Origin of the sequence: Agrobacterium deltaense RV3, assembly GCF_900013505.1 — a bacterium.
Taxonomy (GTDB): Bacteria; Pseudomonadota; Alphaproteobacteria; order Rhizobiales; family Rhizobiaceae; genus Agrobacterium; species Agrobacterium leguminum.
Genome location: NZ_LT009746.1, coordinates 1,516,173 through 1,537,682, shown reverse-complemented (window position 1 = coordinate 1,537,682; position 21,510 = coordinate 1,516,173). Strand labels below are relative to the sequence as shown.

Annotated in this window: 20 protein-coding genes; 9 read left to right on the top strand and 11 right to left on the bottom strand. The window is 58.9% G+C overall.

Translation table 11 applies throughout. The features are described 5' to 3' along the window. Window positions 1-251 precede the first annotated feature (251 nt). Window positions 252-2,225: a putative bifunctional diguanylate cyclase/phosphodiesterase gene (locus AGR7B_RS21410; protein WP_162934221.1), complete on the top strand. Its 1,974-nt coding sequence runs from the start codon at window positions 252-254 to the stop codon at window positions 2,223-2,225. Between the two features lie 49 nt (window positions 2,226-2,274). Here AGR7B_RS21410 and AGR7B_RS21405 read toward each other — a convergent pair whose 3' ends face one another. The 11 genes from AGR7B_RS21405 to tssH all read right to left on the bottom strand — a co-directional run bounded on the left by AGR7B_RS21405 (window position 2,275) and on the right by tssH (window position 12,515). Beyond that, window positions 2,275-2,577 carry a PAAR domain-containing protein gene (locus AGR7B_RS21405; protein WP_078053313.1) on the bottom strand — a complete coding sequence of 101 codons (303 nt, stop codon included), beginning with the start codon at window positions 2,575-2,577 and terminating at the stop codon, window positions 2,275-2,277. A gap of 22 nt (window positions 2,578-2,599) precedes the next feature. After that, a complete protein-coding gene (locus AGR7B_RS21400) occupies window positions 2,600-3,388 on the bottom strand; it encodes a cell division cycle protein 123 family protein (RefSeq protein WP_078053314.1) in 789 nt (262 codons plus the stop codon). 12 nt (window positions 3,389-3,400) lie between these two features. Further along, window positions 3,401-3,919, bottom strand: coding sequence for an SMI1/KNR4 family protein (locus AGR7B_RS21395; RefSeq protein ID WP_121490445.1), 519 nt, complete (start codon window positions 3,917-3,919; stop codon window positions 3,401-3,403). A gap of 15 nt (window positions 3,920-3,934) precedes the next feature. Beyond that, the gene (locus tag AGR7B_RS21390; protein WP_078053315.1) at window positions 3,935-4,861 is read right to left on the bottom strand and encodes an HNH endonuclease; all 927 of its coding nucleotides are present in this window, start codon (window positions 4,859-4,861) and stop codon (window positions 3,935-3,937) included. Beyond that, window positions 4,858-5,337, bottom strand: a complete 480-nt coding sequence (locus tag AGR7B_RS21385) for a hypothetical protein (protein ID WP_078053316.1) — start codon at window positions 5,335-5,337, stop codon at window positions 4,858-4,860. Before AGR7B_RS21385 ends, AGR7B_RS21390 begins: the two co-directional genes overlap by 4 nt. After that, window positions 5,334-5,930, bottom strand: coding sequence for a DUF4123 domain-containing protein (locus AGR7B_RS21380; protein WP_078053317.1), 597 nt, complete (start codon window positions 5,928-5,930; stop codon window positions 5,334-5,336). Before AGR7B_RS21380 ends, AGR7B_RS21385 begins: the two co-directional genes overlap by 4 nt. A gap of 8 nt (window positions 5,931-5,938) precedes the next feature. After that, complete coding sequence (gene tssI, locus AGR7B_RS21375; RefSeq protein ID WP_080857816.1) at window positions 5,939-8,302, bottom strand: type VI secretion system tip protein TssI/VgrG; 2,364 nt, start codon at window positions 8,300-8,302, stop codon at window positions 5,939-5,941. Window positions 8,303-8,315: 13 nt separating this feature from the next. Further along, window positions 8,316-8,816: a type VI secretion system amidase effector protein Tae4 gene (locus tag AGR7B_RS21370; protein ID WP_059761067.1), complete on the bottom strand. Its 501-nt coding sequence runs from the start codon at window positions 8,814-8,816 to the stop codon at window positions 8,316-8,318. Between the two features lie 11 nt (window positions 8,817-8,827). Beyond that, complete coding sequence (locus AGR7B_RS21365; protein WP_065654968.1) at window positions 8,828-9,217, bottom strand: Rap1a/Tai family immunity protein; 390 nt, start codon at window positions 9,215-9,217, stop codon at window positions 8,828-8,830. Between the two features lie 109 nt (window positions 9,218-9,326). Then, a complete protein-coding gene (locus AGR7B_RS21360) occupies window positions 9,327-9,803 on the bottom strand; it encodes an Hcp family type VI secretion system effector (RefSeq protein WP_003504561.1) in 477 nt (158 codons plus the stop codon). A 57-nt stretch (window positions 9,804-9,860) separates the two neighbouring features. Continuing rightward, window positions 9,861-12,515: a type VI secretion system ATPase TssH gene (tssH, locus tag AGR7B_RS21355; RefSeq protein ID WP_080857815.1), complete on the bottom strand. Its 2,655-nt coding sequence runs from the start codon at window positions 12,513-12,515 to the stop codon at window positions 9,861-9,863. Between the two features lie 220 nt (window positions 12,516-12,735). Here tssH and tssA point away from each other — a divergent pair, with 220 nt between their 5' ends. From tssA to tssG, 8 genes are all read left to right on the top strand, one after another. After that, window positions 12,736-13,791 (top strand): type VI secretion system protein TssA, encoded by a 1,056-nt coding sequence (gene tssA / locus AGR7B_RS21350; RefSeq protein WP_080857814.1) that lies wholly within the window; start codon window positions 12,736-12,738, stop codon window positions 13,789-13,791. Window positions 13,792-13,858: 67 nt separating this feature from the next. Further along, entirely contained in the window at window positions 13,859-14,368 is a 510-nt protein-coding gene (gene tssB, locus AGR7B_RS21345) for a type VI secretion system contractile sheath small subunit (RefSeq protein ID WP_078052929.1), read from the top strand. Between the two features lie 98 nt (window positions 14,369-14,466). Then, on the top strand, window positions 14,467-15,948 hold the full coding sequence (gene tssC / locus AGR7B_RS21340) for a type VI secretion system contractile sheath large subunit (protein WP_080857813.1): 1,482 nt from the start codon (window positions 14,467-14,469) through the stop codon (window positions 15,946-15,948). Window positions 15,949-16,003: 55 nt separating this feature from the next. Further along, window positions 16,004-17,398 carry a type VI secretion system contractile sheath large subunit gene (gene tssC, locus AGR7B_RS21335; RefSeq protein WP_080857812.1) on the top strand — a complete coding sequence of 465 codons (1,395 nt, stop codon included), beginning with the start codon at window positions 16,004-16,006 and terminating at the stop codon, window positions 17,396-17,398. Beyond that, a complete protein-coding gene (locus AGR7B_RS21330) occupies window positions 17,395-18,219 on the top strand; it encodes a type VI secretion system accessory protein TagJ (RefSeq protein WP_080857811.1) in 825 nt (274 codons plus the stop codon). Before tssC (AGR7B_RS21335) ends, AGR7B_RS21330 begins: the two co-directional genes overlap by 4 nt. Next, a complete protein-coding gene (gene tssE / locus AGR7B_RS21325) occupies window positions 18,212-18,721 on the top strand; it encodes a type VI secretion system baseplate subunit TssE (protein WP_080857810.1) in 510 nt (169 codons plus the stop codon). The genes AGR7B_RS21330 and tssE overlap by 8 nt, the downstream gene beginning before the upstream one ends. Continuing rightward, window positions 18,714-20,495: a type VI secretion system baseplate subunit TssF gene (tssF, locus tag AGR7B_RS21320; RefSeq protein ID WP_080857809.1), complete on the top strand. Its 1,782-nt coding sequence runs from the start codon at window positions 18,714-18,716 to the stop codon at window positions 20,493-20,495. The genes tssE and tssF overlap by 8 nt, the downstream gene beginning before the upstream one ends. Window positions 20,496-20,504: 9 nt before the next feature. Beyond that, entirely contained in the window at window positions 20,505-21,509 is a 1,005-nt protein-coding gene (gene tssG, locus AGR7B_RS21315; RefSeq protein ID WP_080857808.1) for a type VI secretion system baseplate subunit TssG, read from the top strand. Window position 21,510 lies beyond the last annotated feature (1 nt).

Sequence of the window (21,510 nt, the reverse complement as noted above, 5' to 3'; positions counted from 1 at the left end):
CATTGGAAGAGGGCGGGCCGATCATGCCAATTCAATGGATTCGCCGCGACACGTGGCATGAAGCAAAGGGTTGCTTCACCGCTAACAATATCCCCGCAGGAATCGTTTAATACTAAGAACATTAGAATGTTGCGAAACGCAGCGCCTGCATCTTGCGGTTGATGTAGTTGTCTGTCGGTTAACCCTGTGTATTTCCAATGATGTAACGGGAGTTATGTTACGAATGCCGCTCTGTACTTGAAGAGCCATGAATGAAAATACTGACCGCCACACAAAAACTGCAGGACTTCATGTCCGTCCGGTCCGACAATCCTGATCTGCTGAAAGCACAGTACCGCGCTTTCACCCGACAGATGCCGATGATGTATTTCATCCTGCTTTCAAGCACATGGGCGCTTGCCGTGACGCATATGCAATTGGCGCCGTCTTGGCTCACCGTTGGAGTTCCCGCCCTATTCACACTCGGCTGCACGCTCAGGGTCGCCTTCTGGTGGAGGACGCGCGGCATGGATCCCGAACCGCGGGTGGCGCATGCAGCCCTTCGGCGCACAAATCGCCTCGCTGCCGGCATCGCCATGGCATTCACGCTCTGGTCTTTTCTGCTGGTGCCCTATGGGGATGCCTATACGCAATCCCACGTCGCCTTCTATATGGCGATTACCGTCATTTCCTGCATTTTCTGTCTGATGTATGTGCGCTCGGCCGCCTTCACGGTGACGCTCATCGTCAATGGCGCCTTCATCGCCTTCTTTCTGGCGTCGCAGCAACCGACATTTGTTGCCATCGCCATCAACGTGCTGCTGGTCTGCACCGGCATGATGTCCATTCTGCTGACCAACTACCGCAATTTCGAGCGCATGGTCATTTCACAACAGCGCACGGAAGCGCTCAGCAACGAAAACCTGCTGCTTGCCAATATCGACAGCCTGACGGAACTGCCCAACCGCCGCGCTTTTTTCGCTCACCTTGAGGCCGAGCTCGAGAAAGCCAGGGCCAACGGAACCCGGCTGGCGCTGGGGGTGATCGATCTGGACGGGTTCAAGCCGGTCAACGATCTTTACGGACACTCCGTGGGAGACAGGCTGCTTGTCAATGTCAGCAAACGCCTCACCGCCAATCTGAAAACCAGCAGGGCCTTTCGACTGGGCGGTGACGAATTCGCCATCGTCGCTCCGATCATACCGGATGACGCGCAACTCGTCACAAATGCCAATGCGATCTCCGAGCAGTTGAGGGCGCCTTACCATATGCCGGAAGGAACCGTGCATGTTTCCGCTTCCATGGGAATTGCCGTGTTTCCAAACCTCGCCTCAACGCTCGAACAGCTTTTCGACAGGGCGGATTATGCCCTTTACCACGCCAAGAAAACCCGGCGTGGCGACGCCGTTCTCTTCGATGCGGAGCACGAAAAGCAGATCAATATCGAAGCCCGCGTCGAGCACCTGCTCAAACAGCGGGATATGGAGAACGAGCTTTCGGTGGTGTTCCAGCCGATCGTCGATATACGCGACGGAAGGACGGCAGGGTTTGAAGCGCTGGCGCGCTGGCACAGCCCGGTTCTCGGATATGTGCCGCCTTGCCAGTTCTTCCCCATCGCCGAGCGAGCCGGCATCGTCGGTTCGCTGACGCGGCCGCTTCTCAAGATGGCGCTCGCCTCCGCCGCCAAGTGGGAACCTTCACTGCGCCTGTCGTTCAACCTTTCGGCCCAGGACCTCAATTCTCATGAGGGCGTGCTTTCCCTGCTCGGCATCATCGAAAACAGCAGCTTCGATGCTCGACGGCTGGACCTTGAAATTACCGAGACGGCTTTTGCCCATGATTTCGAGCAGGTGAGGCAATCGGTCGAAATGCTGCGCCGCCTCGGCTGCGGCATATCGCTGGACGATTTCGGCACCGGCTATTCCAGCCTGACGCGACTGCATGCATTGCCGCTGACCAAGATCAAGATCGACCGCAGCTTCGTCACGGACCTGCACGAAAAACCGGCCAGCTACAAAATCGTGAAATCCCTCCTCACCCTCAGCCGCGACATGGGACTGGAATGCGTGGTGGAAGGGGTGGAAACACCAGCCGAGCTAACCGCACTCGAAGGCCTCGGCGCCACGCTGGTACAGGGCTACATCTATGCACCGCCGCTTCGGGAAGAGGATGTCGGTGCGTTTCTTTCGGGACAGGCGACTAGAAGCGGAACTTCCGCTGGCAAACGCAGAAACAGGCTCCGCTAGTCAAACCATTGCATGAGGCAGATTGTCGTCACGGCACCCTAATTTCAGATTACTCGAACGTGATCCAGGAGGTTCCCTGCACCAATCTTCCACCATGCGCGCATGCATCACCCTGCCGCACTATCTTCTTTCCATCAATAGCGGCAAAGGACGAGCCGGCAGTAATTGTATCGGTCGTCGGAACTCCCGTGCACAAACAGGTATCACCGACAGTTGCGACCGGCGTTCCTTCAACCGTAACAAAACTCTGTTGGGTGGAGATGACGGGACCACCAACATGCGGTCTTGGGCCGGGATCGACCTTGGGGCAGACATGCATGTGGCCTTTAAGGGAGACTGGGCTGGCGGTCATTGGCTCCTCCTTCTCAACTAAATCAAGCCGCACGAGCAAAAGGCAACGGTGCTATGGCGAGCACTCGATTATTCCCGCCCCGGAAGCGTAGCCCCCTGTCAAAATCCCCCCCGTTCCTCCATTGAAAAAGGCACGGGTCGGACCGCACGATGAGCGGGTTAATATCCAGAAGCACAGCTTCAAATCCGGCGACATCGCCAGGTTTCAGGTAAATGTCGACGATAGCATCATCAATATGAGCGACCTCCCTGAAACGGTCCGCAAAATCCACCAGAGCTGCCGCGATGGATTTGGCATTTGCCTCTATCTCAGGAAAAAAAGCCGTATGAAAATACTGGGAAGCGCCGAGGAATTCCCGGTTTTTCATGAAGAGCCTGAACTCAGACCATTTCGGAATGTCTTTCCAAGGCCGTATGAACATGCAAACGTCAAATTTATCTTGAAGTGAACTTGCAAGAAGTCCCGCCACACGGGGGTTATCCCGCAATATATGAGACATAAGTTGGGCGCTGTTGAAGATCGGCCCCTTTTGGTATTGTCCTGGCTGCTTGAAACTGCATCCACCAAAGCGAAAATGGGCGCCTTCTTTGAAAACCGCGGTTTTGGCATCAATGGCTACGCGGAATTCATCTGACAGTTGAGGGAGTTCATCTACACTGAACAGAGCCCGGAAAGCCGCGGTCCTGCTCCCTATGGCGAGACGATCCTGCTCCGAGACAAGCCACTGCTCAAAGGGTAACCCCAGCTCGCACACTTCGTCCGGCCAGGATTCAATAAAGGTTGCCCGCCATTTTTCGTGTAGACCAAGCATATTCGTTACCCATCAAAGGTTTTCTGGTGCGGAGAGATTGATCAGGAATTCCGGCAGACTGTCCGCCAGCTTGACGATCCCTTTTGCGTTATTTCCTGTACCAAATGGGTCTGTCGCCCTTTCCCAGAAGTAAACAGCCCCATTTTCAGGATTTTTGCCATCCATCAACAAATAGGCATGTCCCGAATCCGCCGATCCAAAAAATATCATTGGGAGCGTGAACTGTTTTTCCCAACTGGAATTGGCAATAAAGGTGTCGTGCCACGAAACGATGGTATCGAAATTCGAAACAAGCACCTGCACATCATGTACCGACCGACTGCCGTCATCGTATTCCACCAGAAATGAATCGTTGTATTCGGTTCCACAGTGACCGTATTGCCTCAGAACCTCTTCCAGCTGTTTCGGAACGATCAGCCCGGTAAGTTCCGTAAAGCGACCGAAATCGCGGTCAGTCCACGTCGTATCCGGAACTCGTTGAAAATCGCTGTTCTCCTCCAGGAATTGAACCGCATCTTTTAAGACAACCATTGGAACAACTCCGTTCTAATAGGAAGGATCGTTGACTGCAGAAGCGCCGCCGCTGTGGGCACCGCCGCCTTGGCCGGTATTATGTATACGCGAGTCGACCAGCTGCATCGTGGATGTGTCTTCATTGTGATGCCACGTAAAGCCATTTTCATCGGCAGTCTTGCTCCAGCTGCCATACCTTTCCTTGAGCGGACCAACGGCCTGGCCCACGTCGCCGTCCGGCCCTCTTGCCAGGTCGCCCTTCATATTGGATATGCGGGTCTGAATCGGCTGCCCATCCGGTCCTTTTTTCATGAATGGTGAAAAATCGGGTTTTCCGTTTTTGTAAGAAATCCCATCCTGACCGTATTCTTTCAGCGCTTTATCGGCATTCGATCCGGGCTCGGGGGACCATTTGCTGTTGCCCGGCTCTCCAGACCACTTCCCTTCTCGTGGAATGTTCTTGTATTTGCCGCCATTCTTATACTCGTCGATTTTTTTCTGACGGCATGCCTTCGTATTGCATTTTCTCAAATCTTCCTGAAGCTTGCGGTAGGCTTCGCCGCGCTTGGAAGCCCAATATTTCGATGCCGCCGCCGACTTTCGTACATGCTCCTCGAGCGCCTTGACCTTGCGCTGCGCGGCGGCAACCTGGCTCATCAGTTTTTCGGCATACCGCGCAATCTTGGTGCCTTTGGCAGCGGCCTTGGCCCCATCACCCCAGACGGGAACGAGACCGACGAGATCCAGACCGGCATCTGCCCAGTTGCCAGTCCAGGCGTTTCCAATGGCGCTCGCAACATCCACGACACCACCCACTACGGGAACGGACGAAGCAGCCAGCCAACCCGCTTCTTTCGCGATTTCTGTATAGCGCTGGTTCAGCATGTCCAGATCACGACGGGCCAGTTCAAGCTCGCGCGTGTCAGGAACATTGACGAGATCATCAAGATGCTGGCTCATTGAACGTCTCTCGCCCTGGCAGCACGCTCACGCTCGAACTCCTCCTCGATGTCGTCATAAGGGACGCCGAGAATGTTGTTCTTCATATATTGCGGGAACCAGAAGGCATTATCGCTCCGCGCGATCGCGTTCCCTTCCTGGCTCATGGTCGGTTCAAGGTTACAACGCTCGATGCGCTGTTCCTCAGTCTGGTTTTGATCGGCAAGGATGGATTTATAAGGTTCGAACATAAAGAAATCCGGCCCGATCCGCCACATCAGAACAACGAAGTGAATCTGATAAATCGGGTCGGAAAAGCCGAAATGCTCAGCATAGCGTCTGCCCCAGCGTGTCATTTCGGTAGCCTGGGGCGACCCCGCCATATCAGCGAAACTGGGTAGATGCTTTGGCATCACTTCTCTGGTGAAATAATTCGTAAAATCGTCGTCATCGTGCAGCATCGCATTCATCTGACGCGGATCGAATTCAATGATCATGATAATGCCCTCTCAACTGCCTTTGCCTGACCTGTGCCTCCGGAAGGCAAAACGATCTCACGATGTACAATGCCATTTCCAAAGCGGAACTTGAGGAATTCTCCCGCCTTCAGGTCGTTTTCACAATAAAAACACTCAATTCCGTTGAAAAAAACAGCGGCCTGCTCCGATGTTAGGACTGGCAGATATTGGCGCAGCGTTCGTGGGTCGTAATAACGAAAGAAGTGAATGGTCCCCTCACTATCTTTGACCATCGTAAATTTCCTCAAATGCCGGACGACATCTTCCAATGCATGCGACGTTCGCAGAAAAATCGACCAGCGTTTGCCAAAGCCATTGTCGATAAGCCATTGCAACACGCTTTCGTCAGATGTCATTTCTGCGACCCAAGCCGTATCGTCCCCGAACTCCTCAAGCGCATTGCCTCTGTAAAGACATGCTACCTTGTCCGTCATGGCTTGAAGCGCCGGTGGAATAATCATCGGCGCCCGGGACGCATCGACCACGGCATAAAGACGCGCGGCTCCGCCAGCCCCCTGCTCCTCGCGCAGTTTGGAAAGAACTTCCTGCCTCTTCTCGCTATTGAGTTCCACGCCAACCCCTACTTCTTCGAGCAGTCTTCAGCAAAAGGCTTGTTCGTGCTTTTGCCGGCACTGCCACGCTTGAAGTTCACAGCGTTTGCTTTGACCTCGAACTTGGTTGCCTTGATAAACACCCCATTTTTGTTGATCTCGATAACGCCGCCCGGTGCCGCAAGCACTATCTTGTCGCTGACGATCACCGTGTGATTTTCAGTTTGCGTGAAAATGGCTTTGCCAACGTTTATTTCGTAACGCTCTCCAACGGTTGTCTTCTTTGTCTTTCCGACGCTTTCCAGCGACGTCTGGCCGACATTCGTAACCTTGCTCACCCCGATCTGTTCTGCCCGCGCCACCCCGACGCTGTCGGATTTGAACGTGCTGACGATCGTGTTCATGATGCCCGGCAGCGGAAACAATCCCGAAGCATCGGAACCGACGCCCGAGCCGGAGCCGGCAAGCGCCGTACCCGCATCCGCGCGCGGGCTCGGGCCGGAAACGACCCCCTCACGCGAGGAAAGACCGCCTGCGCCGAGGAAGCCGAGTGCGGATGAGGCGAGCGTGGTGGCGAAGGCCGCGACACCCGGGCCACCGCCGCCGGCGATCTGGGCGGCCTGCGAAAGCAGCCCCGCCGTCTGCCCGGAGAGCGCCTGCACGCCGGCCATGGCCATCATCGCCATCGGCCCCGTTCCGCCGACGACGGTGTTTACCGAGCCGCCGATCTCGTGTTTCTGGTTGCCGGAAACTTCCACCGCGCGGTTGCCGCCGACCGAGGCGACCTCATGCCGGTCGATGCGCTTGGTCCGGTCATTCAGAACCCGCGTCGTCTGGTCCTTCTGGGCGTGGAAGAACTGGTTCTCCTTGCCGGCCTCATCCTCGAAGGTGATTTCGTTGAAACCGTCGCCCTTGTGGCTGTTGGAGCGCAACACCATACGTGTCTTGTTGGCCGGCAGGTCGTAAGGCACGGAATTGGCCGGATTGTTGACCACGCCGATGACCAGCGGCTTATCCGGGTCTCCATCGACAAAGGCGACCATCACTTCCATGCCGATGCGCGGGATAACCTGCGCACCCCAAGTGCCGCCGCCCCATGCCTGGCTGACACGAACCCAGCACGTATCCGTGCCATCCTTCTTCGCCTTGCGGTCCCACGGGAACCACAGCTTGATGCGGCCATATTGGTCAGGATGGATTTCCTCGCCCTCAGGTCCGGCGACGATCGCCACCTGCGTCCCTTCGATGCGCGGGCGTTTTGTTGACCGGTGCGGCGTCAGCGGCACACGGGCGGGGATTGCCTCGAAGTGATTGCGATATTCCGGCTCGTTGCCATTGGTCTCATAAGAGAGATCGACGATATTGTGGCTTGCCCTGATGATCACATGTTCTTCATAGGCGTGTTCGGGGTGGGCGACCTCGTAAGGCGTGAAACGGCGGCCGGCCTCCAGAATGCGCGAGGTCGACGAACCGAAAACCCGGTCGTGATCGGCTTCGATGGACTGGGTGCGCAGTTTCTGCGCGCGCTCGGCCTCTTCCACCGTCTTGATGCGGGCCGGATATTCGTAAAGCTCGCGCTTCGTCGCATCCGGCATCTGCACCAGCGACGGTGTCATCGTGCCCGGCACCATGCCCGGCGTCTCGAAATTCCAGTCCGCACCCGCACGTTGGCCCGAGACATAGGAAAAACGCCGCGCCCAGTCGTTGATGTGATTGCGATCCGAAGACCCCTGCGCCAGACGCACCCGGCCCTCGCCCTTAGCGGACGGTGACGGCCCGAGCCAGCCACTGGCGCTATCGGCCACATGCAGCTTGTGGGAACCATCCTCATGGCTGAACCAGTAGAACAGGCCGTCCTCTTCGAAACGGCGGGTGAGATAATCGAGATCCGTCTCGTTCCATTGTACGCTGTAATGCTGTGCGGGCGGCGGCGAGATGATGCCCGATGTATCGGGAGCGGGAATACCGTGTTCGGAAAACAGCGTCTCGACGACCTCCACCGCCGTCTTGTCCATCCAGATACGGCAATCGGAACGGCGCGACAGAAGCCACATTTGCGGGCGGATCGTCAGCGCATAGGAGCGCATGCCGCGGGTGATCGGCGGGCCTTCATGCAGCTCCGTCACCAGGCCGTTGAAGGGGCGACGAACACCGCCGCCATCGCCCTCGCCCTGGCTGATCTCGATGGAGATATCGACCAGCCGTCCGATCAGCTCTTCGGGCTTGACCGCTTCCTTCTTGGCACGCACCGTCAGACGAATGTCGAAGAGCTGCGACACGCCCTCCTCGACGGACAGGCGCTCCGGCAGAAGCTGGTCTTCGCCGAGTGGCGAAGACACCTTCAGAACGCGGCTCGCCTGAACGAAATCGGAAAAAGACGGCTGGTCGTTCATGGGATACTCCTAATCAGGACCCGCGGCTGGACTGCAGGGGCCAGAACCAGATCGTTTCCGAATTGTAGTAGCAGGCCGAAGCGCATTGGGTGGCTTCGGAGCCGCCCCGCACAAGATCGATATGACCGCCGCCCGTGTAGCCGGGGATATTGTTGAACGCCACGACACCGTTGCGCGCGCCGATACCGTTACGCGCCGTCGCGGGGGTGAAAGGCTCGGGTTCGCCAAGATAGCTCGTCCGCTTCATCAGGCTGGCAAGGCGGCGCATGTTCACCTCTATGCCCTTTCCGGCATAGGGGCCCTTCTGGATGCGGTGCGAGGCGGGCACGATGTTGATGCCCGACTTCACGAAAGCGATGCTGACGCGGATGGCGCAGGTATTGTGATAGTTCGGATTGCCGATGAAATCGTCCCAGCCGATTTCCGTGAACAGATCACGCTGGCTGAGATAGTTTGGATGCGACGGGTCGCTGCTCGGATAATTCTTATAGAGAGTGTCAAAGTTAACGCGCATCGTTCGTCCCACTAGTTACTTTTCTGCTCACAGGGAAAGGAGACCTTGAGCGCCTCCCGCACGAGAGTGGCTGCCTGTTCATCCAGTTTTTCCGCAGAAAGATCGCCGAGATAGGTGTAGATCCGGTCGGTGAGTTCATGGGGCGCCACGGCGCCCGCACCGCACCAGTCCGATCCGCTTGTCAGATCGGCCACACCGGCGATATAGGCGCTCGATTTTGCGACGGAAACCAGCCGCCGCATTTCCGGATCAGACACTTCCGGGGCAAGTTTGCCCTCGATGGCCTGCTTGAGTTCAGCACCGGAGAATATCCAAGTCCGTTCCTCGGCACCCGCCGGCGAAAGACCGGACAGAGCCAGAACAACCGGCACGGAAACAAAAAACGCATATAGGGAGCGCATGAAAAACCCGCCTCGTCCAACGTGGATGAGAAACATCACGACGTGAGCTGCAAAACTGCAATGAAAACGTTCCGGTGCCGGCAAATACCGGCACCGGGTCGCGTCGCTATCAAGCGGCCTTCGTCGTCGCCAGATCGTAAGAGGCGATCATCGGAGACTGCGGCGAGTTGTTGTCGTCGAACGGCGTGTACTTCACTTCCATCTTGGTGAAGTTGAGCTTGATGGTTTCCACCGGACGGTCACCGCTGGAATCCACCGAGTAGCTCGCGATGAGCGTGTTCGTCAGCAGATACTCGATATAAGTGTTGCCCGGATTGCCCGTAGTCACCAGATGGATGGTTGCGAGCTTGCCAGTGCGGCCGGCGCAGGCTTCCTGGAAAAGCTTGGTGGAAGAAGAATCGCTAACCTTGGTCAGAATGACTTCCGAAATGGTCGGTTCGGATGCTTCGCGGTTTGCAGCAGAACCGGCAGAAGTGTTCATGTTGCGCGCTACGTTCCAGTGAATGGCTTCGATGTCCATCCACTTGCGGTGTTCCTCATGCGTGGCGTCGCCCTGGATACCGTCAATCTGCAGATAAATTGGCATGCTGTAAGCTCCTGTAGCTGAAATGACCTCTTGCTTCGAGGCCGCGTTACCCTTCGTCTAATGCCGCATGCGTCGGGTAGCCCCTTCCGACGCGGCAACTTCATCCACCCCACCCTCTTCGGGCGCGGCGAATTCATCTGTTTCCCCAGCCGCTTCGGCACGAATGCCGAACCTGTTTTCACCAAAATCGACAACGATCTTGCCCACGCGTTCTCCCGCGATGACTTTTTCGAGGAAAAAGCTGGAAAGAGGCGGCAGGAGATCCTTGCCGATCATGATTTCAATGGCGCGTGCGCCAATTTCACTTGCACCGGCGCGCGCCACCAACGCGTCGCGCGCGGTATCGGAAAGGGTCAGGTCGGCGCCGTATGTTGCGAGAACGCGTTCCCTGATCTTGCCGATCTGCATATCCACGATCCTTGCGAGCTCTTCCGCACCGAGCGGCATGAAGGGCAGGATGATCGTGCGCCCGAGGAATGCGGGCTTGAACTGTCTGGTCAGTTCCGGCATCAGCAGCGCTTCCAGCGCCTCGCCTTCCGGCATCGTATCCGGATCGGCGGAAAGCGCGGCCAGCAGCTCCGAACCGGTATTGGCCGTCATGAAGATCGTGGTGTTCTTGAAATCGACATCGCGGCCTTCGCCATCGCGGAGCACGCCCTTGTCGAACACCTGATAGAAAATATCCTGGACGCCGGGATGGGCCTTGTCGATCTCATCGAGAAGGAGAACGCCGAACGGTCGGCGGCGCACCGCTTCCGTCAACACGCCGCCTTCGCCGAAACCGACATAACCGGGCGGCGAACCGAGAAGCAGTGAAACCTTGTGCTCCTCCTTGAACTCCGACATGTTGATCGTCGTCAGATGGCTGTTGCCGCCATAGAGCAGATCGGCGAGCGACAGCGCCGTCTCGGTCTTTCCCGTTCCGGACATACCGACGAGGAAGAACACGGCGGGCGGGCGACGCGGATCGGACAATCCGGCACGGGCGGTGCGCATGGCATCGGCAATGCGGGTAATTGCAGCATCCTGCCCCACGACCCGCTGGCGCATGCGCGCATCCAATGTGCGCGCGCTTTCGATCTGGTCGGCCAGAAGCTTACCGAGCGGAATACCGGTCCAGCGCGATACGACGGATGCAATTGCTTCACGGTCGACCACCGTCGGCACAAGTCTTTCGGCATTTGCCGGCTTGGTCTCAGCCGCAGGCCGCAGGCGCGACACATTCGATGCACCGGTTTCAACGGGCTGCTCTTCGCTGAGTTCAGCCATTTCCGCATCGTAACGGCCGCGCAGATCGTCGATCCCGCTCTCGAGCTTCTCGACTTCGTCGCGTATCGAGTGGATACGGCTCTGCATCTCGTCATCCTGCGGTTCACGCAGAAGCCAGTTCAACTCATCGGTCAGAAGACGCCGCTCGCTTTCCATGGCGCGCAGCCGTTCCGGCAGGGTCTGCCGCGCCAGCGAAACGGCGGCCGCAGCCGTATCGAGAAGGCTGACGGCCTTGTCCGGTAATTGCCGCGCCGGCATGTAACGCGCCGATAATTGCACGGCCGCCACAATCGCCTCGTCACGAACCACAACGTTATGATGGCTGACGAAGCTGTCGGCGACACCGCGCAACATGCGGATCGCAGTCGTCTCATCCGGCTCGCGCACATGCACGGGCTGGAAACGACGCGTCAGCGCCGCATCCTTTTCGAAATATTTCTTGTATTCGCTCCAGGTCGTGGCTGCGACGGTGCGCACTTCGCCGCGCGCCAGAGCGGGCTTGAGAATATTGGCCGCATCGCCCTGTCCGGCTGTACCACCGGCGCCGACAAGGCCATGCGCCTCGTCGATGAACAGGATGACCGGCTCGGCCGAGCGTTTTACCGCATCGATCACGCCATGAAGACGGCGCTCGAACTCGCCCTTCACGCCGGCACCGGCCTGCAGCAGCGAAATATCGAGGTTCAGCAGGCGGACGTTGCGCAATTTTTCCGGCACATTTCCGGAAGCGATTTCGAGCGCCAGCGCTTCGGCGACCGCCGTTTTGCCAACGCCGGCCTCACCCACCAGAATGGGATTGTTCTGACGACGGCGCGTAAGAATATCAACGAGTTGGCGCAATTCATCATCGCGCCCGATCACCGGATCGACCTTGCCGTTCCGGGCGTCGGCTGTCATGTCCTGGGTGTAAAGGCGCAGAAAATCGTTCTGGCCGGCGGCCGTCGCGGCACCCGCCGCCGCGGCAGGAACTTCTCTTCCGCTGCTGTCTTCAACCGAACTGCGAAGGCGTTCGAGAGCCGCGCGATCCATCGCCTTCAGCGACGGAAATGCCGAGCGGACGAAAGAGCGAAGCGAGGTTTCCTCGTCCATCGCCAGAAGCAGATCGCAAAGCGTCACGCGGTCGCGCCCGGCCTCCAGCGACGCGAGAACCCATGCCTCACGGCCCGCCGTCAGAATGTTCTGTGAGAGCGACAAAGCCTCGCCATCGCCGATCACGGCCTCTTCCAGGCTGCGGCCGATTTCCGCCTGCAATACCGGAAGTGGAATTTTTAATTCCTCGAATGTTTTCGCATAGATACCGGCATCTACAACCGCCAGCAGCCAATGCGGGATATCCACGTACCTGTGCCCCATACGCACCGCAACGGAAGCCGCAGCTTCAAGCGTGACGCGCAGGTCAGGCTCAAGCGCTTCAACGAGGCGATTGAGATCGATATGCGACATGCAATGAGCCTCCTGCCCGGGTTCATTCCACAACGTGACGTGGAATAACTATGATGATGAAACCGGGTTGTCCACCCCGAAGTTTATTTTTTATCGGGTTAGATTAGGCAGTAGACGCCACAATTTAGACACATTTTGAATAAGTCTGTCTGAGGAATAGCCTTACGTAAGGGAAGTAACTGCGAAAAATCCATTACTATTTTCTGGGGATAGACTGCTCTTGAACGCGCCGCATGTTAAAAGAGATATAGAGTTTTTTGGAGATTGCGGAGAAAACATCCGCATCGATTCAAGAACGCGTGAAATATACTACAGAATTAAGGATGAAAGAAACCAGGCACGCACAGAAGAGCGCGCCGCGTCCCCACAGGATAACTTAAAGATTTCCAGTAGCTGGGACAGTGTCAGCAATCTTGGATTGCAGATTATATATTCCGAAAGCAAGGACATAGAAATATTGGCGTGGCTTGCCGAAGCAAGCCTGCGGCTGCGCGGCTTTCCTGGATTGCGAGAAATCTATGAGCTTTGTGGCGATCTTTTTTACAACCACTGGGACTCATTGCGCTCCATCAGCGACGATAATGATGAGGAAAAATTTGCACCTTTTGCGGGATTGAACGGCATCGGCACCGAAGGAACGCTTGTGCAGCCGCTCCGGCTTGCGCCGCTGATCCCCGGAGGGAAATTTGGAGAGCACAGTCTCTGGGATTTCCAGCTGGCACAGCGGCCAAACGAGAGCAAACGGCGCGAAGAACTGTATCGGCTGGCGTCGGAAGCAGGCGTTGCCGCCATGTCTTCCCATCTGGCCGAGGTCAACGCCTGCCTCTCGAGCTTCGACGCCATCATGGCGGTTCTTTCCGAACGCTGCGGCCAGTCTGCGCCACCCAGTTCCAATATCCGCAACACGCTCATCGAAGCTGCTGCGGCCATTCGCACGCTGGGCGGGCGCGAGCAGGAGCCGGCACCGGTCGAGCAGACGGCAGCCGCTATCCCTGGAACCAACGACAACGGGCAACCGGCGGTACGAACACCCACGACGTCACCGGAAGGCATATCTTCACGCGATGAAGCGTTTGAAACTCTTCTTTCGGTTGCGCGTTACTTTCGCCGGACCGAACCGCATTCGCCGATCTCGCTCTCCATCGAAACGCTGGTTCGCAGGGGACGCATGGATTTTTCCGAACTGCTGGCGGAGCTTTTGCCCGAGGCACAGGCCCGCAATGCAGTCCTGACGGCCGCCGGGATCAAGCCCGGTGGAGACAACAACGGAAAATAACGAGGCAAGGGACGGAGACACCGTCCCGTAACAGTCAGCCATGCCAAGGGGCATCAAGGAGGTTGAAATGGCAAGTGTACACGAAAAGCTGGAACGGGTTCGCAAGCCCCGCGTCCACATCAAATACGAAGTCGAAACCGAAGGCGCGATGGTGGTCAAGGAACTGCCCTTCGTCGTCGGCGTACTCGGCGATTTCTCGGGCAATCCGACCCAGCCGCTGAAGCCGTTCGGCGAACGCAAATTCGTTCAGATCGACCGCGACAATTTCGATGAGGTGATGCGCCGCATGACGCCTGGCCTCAACATTGCCGTTGCCAACACGCTGCAGAAAGACGGCACGGACATGCAGGTCAACCTGAAGTTCGAAAGCATGGACGATTTCGAACCCGGCGCCGTGGTGCAGCAGGTTCCCGCCCTCAAGGCGCTTCTGGACGCCCGCAACGAACTGCGCGACCTGCTTTCCAAGGCCGACCGTTCGGAAGATCTGGAGCGGATGCTGGAAGATATTCTGCAGAACAAGACCGATCTCGCAACGCTGGTTTCCGAACTCAAGGAAAAGAACGGCGAGAGCAAATAATCGCCTGTGCGGAGGAAAACCTCCCCGAACGGCCCCGATTGCGGGGCTTCAACTGTTCAAGCGGCATTTCTCGAAGCCGCATGTGGAAGGACTGAAACATGAGCGCTGAAAGCCTGCTGAAAAACGAAGCACAGGCAACGACCGCCGAAGATCAGGGACTGCTGTCCAAGGTGGTTGCCGCAACCCGCCAGACCGAACCGGACCGCGCGCAAAATCTTCTGCGCACGCTGACAGACCAGGCGCTGAAAGGAACGGTCAAATACGACCGCAACCTCACCGTCACCCTCAACCATGCCATTGCCGAACTGGACCGGACGATTTCCGAACAGCTCGCCGCCATCATGCAGGCGCCGGAATTCGCCAAGCTTGAAGGCACCTGGCGCGGGCTCAACTATCTCGTCAAGAATTCCGAAACGAGCGTCAACCTGAAGATCCGCGTCATGAACGCCGGCAAGCGGGAACTGGCGCGCGATCTGGAAAAGGCCGTGGAATTCGATCAGTCGCGCCTCTTCAAGGCGATCTACGAAGACGAATTCGGCACCCCCGGCGGCGAACCGCTCGGCGCGATCATCGGCGATTACGAATTCGACAATTCCTTCGATGACGTACAGCTGCTTCAGGGCGTTTCATCGATTGCGGCGGCGGCTTTCGCTCCGTTCATCTCGGCGGCAAGCCCGCACATGTTCGGCTTCGAAGATTATCGCGATCTCGCCCGTCCGCGCGATCTGGAGAAGATTTTCGACACCGTGGAGTATGCCAAGTGGCGCAGTTTCCGCGAAAGCGACGATTCCCGTTTCGTCACGCTCGCTTTGCCGCGTGTTCTGGCGCGCATGCCCTATGGCCCGAAAACCAACCCGATTGACGATTTCGCCTACGACGAAACCAGGGGTGCGGTGAATGGTGACCTTGAACATGACGAATATTGCTGGATGAACGCCGCATACGTGATGGGCACCAAGCTGACCGATGCCTTCGCAAAAAGCGGCTGGTGCACGGCTATCCGAGGAGCTGAAAACGGCGGCAAGGTGGAAAACCTGCCCATGCATGTCTTCTCCAGCGATGACGGCGATCTCGATTTGAAATGCCCGACTGAAGTGGGCATCACCGACCGCCGCGACGCCGAACTCGGCAAACTCGGCTTCCTGCCGCTCTGCCACTACAAGAACACGGATTATGCGGTGTTCTTCGGCGCCCAGACCGCGCACAAGCCGAAGCTTTACGACAAGCCGGAAGCCACGGCCAACGCCGCCGTTTCAGCCCGCCTGCCCTATATCATGGCCACGTCGCGCTTCGCGCATTACCTCAAGGTGATGGGCCGCGATAAGATCGGCTCCTTCATGGAAGCGTCCGACTGCGAAGTCTGGCTCAATCGCTGGATCGCCAACTACGTCAACGCCAATGACGAAGCGGGCGAAGAAAGCCGGGCGAAATATCCGCTGCGCGACGCCAAGGTGACCGTGCAGGAAGTGCCGGGCAAACCCGGCGCCTACAATGCGGTCGCATGGATGCGGCCCTGGTTGCAGATGGAAGAACTGACGACCTCGCTGCGCATGGTCGCCCGTATTCCGTCCAAGAACTGAGCCCGGACCGGGGTGGTCCGCCACCCCGGCCCCGTTCGTCACCCGGAGCCCGCTCATGGCGCATCAGTCCTTTCCGGATGCCCGCATTTTCGCCGACCAGCTCATCGCTCTCATCGACGATGCGCTGACCGGCCAGGTGAACGCCATTCTGCACCACCCTGATTTTCAGGCGATGGAAGCGAGATGGCGCGGTCTGGCCATGGTCGTGCGTGAGGCTGGCCGCGGCGCAGACGTCAAGGTGAAGCTGCTGAACGCCAGCTGGCGCGATCTTGCCCGCAACACGGAACGCGCTACCGACTTCGACCAGAGCCATCTTTTCGAAGTCGTCTATAATCGCGAATTCGGCATGCCGGGCGGCGAGCCGGTCGGCCTTTTGATCGGCGACTACGCCTTTTCCCCCGACGATCTTCAGGGCGCCGATTCCATCACGACGCTGTCGCAGATCGGCATGGTGGCTGCGGCCGCCTTCTGCCCCTTCGTCGCGGCGGCAGCACCTTCCGCCGTCGGCCTGCAGGACTTCGCCGAACTCAGCCGGGTTCACGACTTTTCCTCTCTGAAGCAGGATAAATCGCGGCTGCGGTGGAATGCGCTTCGCGCACGCGACGATTCCCGCTTTGTCGGCCTTGTCGCGCCGCGCGTTTTGCTGCGCTCGCCCTACAGGCCCTATGCGCGGGGGCGGGATGACGGATTTCCATTCCGCGAGCATGTGGCGGAAAGCGGCGAGACCCTGCTGTGGGGCAATGCCGCCTTCGCTTTTGCAACGGTGGTGGTGCGCAATTTCGTCGATTCCGGCTGGTTTGCGGATCTGCGCGGTGTGACGCAGGATGCCGTGGATGGCGGCATGCTCTCTTCCCGGCAATTGCCGCCGCTCGATCTCGGCATCGAAAGCAACGGCCTTTCCGCGCAGCCACCCGTCGAGGTGCAGCTGACGACCGGACAGGAACAGCAATTTTCCGATCTCGGCATTGTGCCCGTCTCCACCACCTATCTCTCCGGCATGGCGATCTTCAACGCCAACCAGTCCCTGCATGCACCCGGCCATTATTCCAGCGAAGCGGCAAGGCAGAACGCCCGCCTCGCGGCCATGCTGCAATATGTGCTGTGCGCCTCCCGGTTCTCGCACTACCTCAAGGTCATCATGCGCGACGATATCGGCCAGCTCAGCGATGCCTCGACGATAGAGCGCAAGCTGGAAGGCTGGCTTTCCTCCTACACGCTCGGCAATGACGATGCTGAAGCGGCGCTGCGCACGCGCTACCCGCTGCGTTCTGCCGGCATCAACGTCTTCGAGGTTCCCGGCAAGCCCGGAACATTCTCCTGCACCGTGCGCCTTCAGCCGCATTTCCAGCTCGATGACGTCTCCACGAGCTTCCATCTCATTGCCGAAACCATGATGCCGCCCGCCGCCGCATCCCGGTCTTCAGCCGAGCCGCAAAGGATACCCGCATGACGCTGCGCGACGATATTTCCCGCCTTCTCGACGATGACCGGCTGCAGGACGCGATCGGTCTTGCGCGCGAACACGTAAAAACGAAGCCCGCCGACAAGGATGGCCGCCATTTCTACATTGACCTGCTAGTCCTTGCCGGCGACTACGAGAAGGCCGATGCGCAATGCAATCTGGCCGCAACATTCTCGCCGCAGGAAAGCGTCGGCTTTTCTCTCTTTCGCCACCAGCTGCGCGCCATGGCCGCACGCAATGCGTGGTTCGAAACCGGCGCGGTGCCGGATTTCCCCGGCGGTCCGTCCGAACTCGATCAGCTGGCCATCCGGGCGAATATCGCCGCACGCAGCGGCGATGCGGATGCCGCCAGAACCGCGCTGGCTGAACTCGATGAAAAGCGCGGCAATGTGCCGATCGGCCGCAACGGCAAGAGCGCCGGCGATATTCGCGATCTGGACGACCGGATTCCGCATGCGCTGGAAGTGCTGACCAATGGCGGTCGCTACCTGTGGATCGACTACGGCCGCATAGAAAGCCTCGCCATCGACCCGATGAGCCGCCCGCGCGACCTCGCTTTCCGCGGGGCTGAGCTGACGTTGCGCGACGGCGCGGTCGCATCCGTACTGCTTCCGGCCATTTATCACGGTGCGAAGGACGATGTCAGCCTCCTCCTCGGCCGGGAAACCCGATGGAGCGAGGAAGACCAGCCTCTGGCAACCGGGCAAGGCCAGCGCTGCCTGCTGATTGGCGACGATGTGGTGCCGTTCCACGAGATCGGTTCCCTTTCCGCCGCCTCCGACGATGAAAGGCAGATCGCCCGTGGTTGATCCGCTCAAGCAATATCGCGCGCGGCAGAGAACGCTGTCACGCTCCGTTCTGGACCGGCTGCTCGATGACGCGCCGGATGCGGAAACCGATATGCTCGTCAGCCTGAAGGATCAGGCGCGCGAGATGCGCGAGGTGATCCGCCGCGATCTCGAGGCATTGCTCAATACCCGTCGTAACCCCGCCGGTCCGCCGGCGGCGCTGAAGGAACTGTCCGATGCGCTGGTGAGCTATGGCGTGGACGGCATTCTTTCGGCCAATCTGGTGACGGATGCCTCCAAGGCGCGGCTTGCACGCAGCATCGAGCGGCGGATTTCCCTGTTCGAAACCCGCCTTGGCGATGTGCATGTGACGATCCTGAAAAACCGCACGGATGGCGACCGGGCGCTTCGCATGCGCATACAGGCAAGCTTCCGTCTTCAGGAAGGCATGCCGCCGATCAGCTTCGAATCCCGGATCGATCCGTCAACGCAGCGTTTCCTGGTAGAGGCGACGAATGGCTGACGGCTTTCTCGAAAAATACAATGATGAACTCTTTGCGCTCCGAAAACGCGCATCGCGTTTCGCAGCGGCGTTTCCGAAGATCGCCGGCCGGCTGCGCATGACGGGCGATGTCGCCGACGATCCGCATGTCGAGCGGCTGATCCAGAGTTTCGCCTATTCCGCCGCCCGTGTGCGCCAGAAGCTGGACGACGAGTTTCCCGAACTGTCGGACAGCCTCTTGGAAACGCTCTACCCGCATTATCTTGCGCCGATCCCGTCCATGAGCGTGGTTCAGTTCACCCCAAGCACGGCGCTCGCAACCGTGCAGACACTTCCCCGGCACAGCGAAATCCTTGCCGAACCCGTTGGCGGCGAAAGCTGCCGTTTTCGCACCACGCAGGCAGTGGAAATCGCGCCGCTGCAAATCGCAGCCGCAACGCTGTCCGGCCAGCCGATCGACGCGCCTTTTTCGGCCTCGTTTGCCGGCGCCGCCAGCTGCCTGCGGCTTTCGCTGCGCAGCACGGCGCCGCGCGGCGGCACCTTCCCGGAAATGGGTCTGACGAAGCTTCAGATTTTTCTGTCCGCCGCCTGGCAGCAGGCCACGGCGCTTTACGAGCTTTTGACCAATCATTGCGTGGGCATGGCGCTTGCGCGGCACGCCGAGGACAAGGAAGCCGTTTTCCTGCCCGCCGGCAATCTCACGCCATCCGGCTATATGCGCGATCAGGCCATGTTGCCCTATCCGGCCAACAGTTTTGACGGATACCGGCTTCTCACGGAATTCTTCGCGCTGCCGCAGAAATTTCTCTTTCTCGATATCCACGGGCTGGGAAGATGGAGCGGCAGCGATTGCGAACTTTACATCTATCTGGATGCGGCGGACACGCAGCTTGAGCGCATGGTGTCGATCCGGGATTTCGTGTTGAACGCCTCGCCGGTCATCAACCTGTTCAAACAGAGCTGCGAACCGCTGAGCCTCGATGGTACGCGCACGGAATACCGGCTGCTGCCGGATGCACGACGGCAGCGGACCCGCGAAATCTATGCCGTCGAGAATGTTCAACTGACCAGCCGCGCCGGGCAGACGGAAAAGACCTCCCCGTTCTTCGGCCGCACCCAGCGCAATAACGGCGCGAACGTTTTCTGGCAGATACAGCGCCGTTTCGATGACGACGGTTCTTCCGATACGGACATCGCCTTCGTCGATCAGAAGCGCGGACCGCTTGGACCGCTCGACATGGTGGCGAGCATCGATACGCTGTGCATCAATCGTGAACTGCCGAGCCAGCTTCCCTTTGGGGGCGGCCACCCCTTCCTGCAGCTTTCGTCCGGCAATGAGGCTATAAAATCCATCCATGCGCTGATGCCGCCGACGGCGGCGATCCGCGTCAACGAGCGCTCGGCGCGTGAATGGCGGCTGATCTCGCATCTCCTCCTCAACCATCTCTCCCTCACCGACAGCGGCGGCGCGCCGCTGAAGGACATTCTCTCGCTCTATTCCTTCAGGGACAGCCCGGAAACGCGGCAGCTGGTGGAGGCGATCAGCAATGTCGAGGCGCAGAATTCCCACGCCCGGATCGGCTCGGCCATGGTGCCGGGAACGGATATCACCGTGGAATTCGACCCCGCGCTGATAGCCCGGCCCGCCGCATTTGTTTTCGCCAATGTCCTCAATCATTTCTTCGGGCTCTACACCTCGATCAACAGTTTCACACGGCTGACGGCGACGATGCGCGGCCATTCCAAACCGATTGCCCGCTGGCCTGCCCGCGCGGCCGACCGGCCGCTGCTCTAGGAGACCGGGATGGAACAGCAGACGCCAACCATGAAAGACCGGCAGGCGGCGCTTCTCAGCGACGATCCCGGCCGTTTTGAGCCCGCCACCGCGTTTCGCGTCGCCCAGCTCGTTTCGGCGGATGACGGGATTGTCGTTGGCGCTCATGGCGGAACACAGCCGACCCCGCTGGCGATCAGCGGCTTCAACCGCAAACACGGCCAGGCCGAACTGAAATCCGCCTTCGCCCCCATTGTCGGGCCGCTCGGTTCGCTGCCGCCGGCCTATGGCGAGTTGTTGCAGCGGGAAGAGCGCAATCGCTCCGGCGCGCTGGCAAGCTTCTTCAATCTGTTCGCCGCAAGGTTCAGCGAACTGTTCGTATCCGCAACGGAAAAATACCGCCTCGCAAGGGGATTGCGCTGGTCGGCCGAGCAGCGGGAGAACGGTTTTCGCAAAACCCTGCTTGCACTCACCGGGTTCTGTACTGCCGGTCTGGTGGAAAAGGCAGGCGTGAGCGAAGATGCGCTCCTGCGTTTCAGCGGTCTTCTGGCCGGCCGCAACCGCAATGTCTCGGCCCTGACCTCCATGCTTTGTGAATTCACGGGACTTCCGGTCCATGTCGAACAGTTTCGCCGGCGATGGGTGGCTTTGCCGCTTCACGAACAAAGCCAGCTCGGACAGGCATCCGGGCTGAGGCTGGGACAAAACACGACGGCGGGAAGCGCTGTCGAAGATATGAGCGGCGGTTTCCGGATCGTGATCGGTCCCGTCGCCTATGCGGATTATCTGGCCCTGACGCCCGGATCGAAACGGCTTGCGGAGATATTTTCGCTGACACGCCTGTTCGTCGGAAGCGCATTGCATTTCGATGTGCAGGTGATCCTGAAAAAGGAGGACATTCCCTTTTGCCGCCTCGGCCAGTCCGATGCCCCCGCCCGCCTCGGCTGGAATAGCTGGGCTCGCGTGGCGCCCGCAGAAAAAGACAGCGCCGATGCCGTGGTGACCGAGCGCGAAGGCTCGGCGGTTTCCGCGTGAG

Excerpts from the sequence above, each read along its gene's own strand:
- AGR7B_RS21405 (WP_078053313.1), bottom strand. The coding sequence starts at position 2,577 with ATGACCGCCAGCCCAGTCTCCCTTAAAGGCCACATGCATGTCTGCCCC.
- tssF (WP_080857809.1), top strand. The coding sequence starts at position 18,714 with ATGGCTGACGGCTTTCTCGAAAAATACAATGATGAACTCTTTGCGCTC.
- tssH (WP_080857815.1), bottom strand. The coding sequence starts at position 12,515 with ATGTCGCATATCGATCTCAATCGCCTCGTTGAAGCGCTTGAGCCTGAC.
- AGR7B_RS21395 (WP_121490445.1), bottom strand. The coding sequence starts at position 3,919 with ATGGTTGTCTTAAAAGATGCGGTTCAATTCCTGGAGGAGAACAGCGAT.
- AGR7B_RS21365 (WP_065654968.1), bottom strand. The coding sequence starts at position 9,217 with ATGCGCTCCCTATATGCGTTTTTTGTTTCCGTGCCGGTTGTTCTGGCT.
- tssC (WP_080857813.1), top strand. The coding sequence starts at position 14,467 with ATGAGCGCTGAAAGCCTGCTGAAAAACGAAGCACAGGCAACGACCGCC.
- tssB (WP_078052929.1), top strand. The coding sequence starts at position 13,859 with ATGGCAAGTGTACACGAAAAGCTGGAACGGGTTCGCAAGCCCCGCGTC.
- AGR7B_RS21400 (WP_078053314.1), bottom strand. The coding sequence starts at position 3,388 with ATGCTTGGTCTACACGAAAAATGGCGGGCAACCTTTATTGAATCCTGG.
- AGR7B_RS21410 (WP_162934221.1), top strand. The coding sequence starts at position 252 with ATGAAAATACTGACCGCCACACAAAAACTGCAGGACTTCATGTCCGTC.
- tssI (WP_080857816.1), bottom strand. The coding sequence starts at position 8,302 with ATGAACGACCAGCCGTCTTTTTCCGATTTCGTTCAGGCGAGCCGCGTT.
- AGR7B_RS21360 (WP_003504561.1), bottom strand. The coding sequence starts at position 9,803 with ATGCCAATTTATCTGCAGATTGACGGTATCCAGGGCGACGCCACGCAT.
- AGR7B_RS21385 (WP_078053316.1), bottom strand. The coding sequence starts at position 5,337 with ATGATCATTGAATTCGATCCGCGTCAGATGAATGCGATGCTGCACGAT.
- AGR7B_RS21370 (WP_059761067.1), bottom strand. The coding sequence starts at position 8,816 with ATGCGCGTTAACTTTGACACTCTCTATAAGAATTATCCGAGCAGCGAC.
- tssG (WP_080857808.1), top strand. The coding sequence starts at position 20,505 with ATGGAACAGCAGACGCCAACCATGAAAGACCGGCAGGCGGCGCTTCTC.
- tssC (WP_080857812.1), top strand. The coding sequence starts at position 16,004 with ATGGCGCATCAGTCCTTTCCGGATGCCCGCATTTTCGCCGACCAGCTC.
- AGR7B_RS21390 (WP_078053315.1), bottom strand. The coding sequence starts at position 4,861 with ATGAGCCAGCATCTTGATGATCTCGTCAATGTTCCTGACACGCGCGAG.
- AGR7B_RS21330 (WP_080857811.1), top strand. The coding sequence starts at position 17,395 with ATGACGCTGCGCGACGATATTTCCCGCCTTCTCGACGATGACCGGCTG.